Origin of the sequence: Paraglaciecola hydrolytica, assembly GCF_001565895.1 — a bacterium.
Classification (GTDB): Bacteria; Pseudomonadota; Gammaproteobacteria; order Enterobacterales; family Alteromonadaceae; genus Paraglaciecola; species Paraglaciecola hydrolytica.
On the sequence record NZ_LSNE01000005.1, the window covers coordinates 94,472 to 95,979 of the forward strand.

Consider the following 1,508-nt stretch of genomic DNA (forward strand, 5'->3'; position numbering starts at 1 on the left):
GCTTAATCGTACTAAGTGCTATTACTTAATAAATCATGGTGAGTGAGCGCAGCCAACAAAAATAATTTTTTAATCTTTTTTAATCTTTTTTAAGGTTTTTTCGATACTAATTACGGATAGCTAAGTACCCCGGATACCGTTGCTGGCGATACTATTGCCACAAAAGAATATCTGCGAATATAGAGTTAAATAACAAATTGATATGTAAATCGTTTTCATCCAGCTAAATGCCTATATTTTATCGATTTTTTGCTAATTAAACTGAGGTGTTTTCATTATTTAGTAAACTTGCAGTGATTATTGCTAAAAGTATTGAATTATTGCCAATTAACGGAATACCATAAAACCACTACAAGTTTTAACGAAAAACGTTTTTAAGCAATTACAAATTCGGACTTGGCTTGACTCTTAGATGAGCTCGTGACTAACTCTTGTTGCAGATTATTAGTAAGAAACTCGATAGCATTTTTTGTTTATTTAAGGTGCTATTTTTAATTTAATAGGAATATTTCGGCAAGATGTTTCAAAAAACACCTTTAAGATACGTGGCAATTGCAGCTTGCAGTGCTTCAGTAATCATCATTTTGACTGTTATCCGTTTTGCTACAATAGAGGTGAACTTGTTTCCTGCTCCTGATAGTACGTTTCCCTGGAAACCATTATATTCAGCTGACAATATTCAAGGTGGCGATTCAAGCATGGTGGTGCATGAGGATATTTACCACCTGAATTTCGATTTTACCCTCTCTCGGCACTACCTATATGCCTATGCTTCTTTCAATTTAGTCTTTGAAGATCCGAGTACTCCAAACATCTTGCTAGATTTAACAGCTTATTCAACGGCAAAACTCAGGATCCGCTGCAAACCGCAGAATGAATTGAAATTTGTGTTTCATCTATACGAAGATAATGTTTCAGACTTTGCGGACGTAAGCTCTTTTCGTATGGCACAAAGTATTTTTAGCTGCGGTGAATCGTGGCAGGATATTGTTATCGACTTATCGCAGCTCAATACGCCCGAATGGTGGTTGCAGATTCAAGGACTTAATCTGTCAAACCAACAAAACACTCTTACTAAGGTCAGAGAAATTTCATTAAGTAGCACCAACCAAAGCCCGGTAGGTGTACTCAGTTCTGTCACGGTAGAGGAATTGGTCTTACAGGGTCGCAATTGGACAATGATTATTGTAGGTATTGTGAGCCTCGTATTGATTTGGCTGGCTTTTATTATGGTGATTTTCCGAGATGCACTAAATAATAGAAGCTCAACGACCTATCAGGAAATAGCTCACCGGCAGTTAAATGTGGACTCCAAACGCGAACGTGAAATAGCCCAATTGCTGGACTATTTATTGTCAAATTATTCAGATGCTGAACTGAGCCTTGAAGGTTCTGCTAGTGTACTTGGTATTAACCGCACCAAAATTAATGAACTCTTAAAGGAAAGAACCGGACAGACATTTAGCGGATTCCTCAATAAATTACGTTTGACTGAAGCCGCTCGTCTA

The 1,508-nt window shown here is 37.3% G+C and carries 1 protein-coding gene; it reads left to right on the forward strand.

The features are described from left to right. Positions 1–518: 518 nt before the first annotated feature. Positions 519–1,508 (forward strand): helix-turn-helix domain-containing protein (locus AX660_RS23290; protein ID WP_068375562.1); only part of this gene is annotated, 990 nt, incomplete at its 3' end.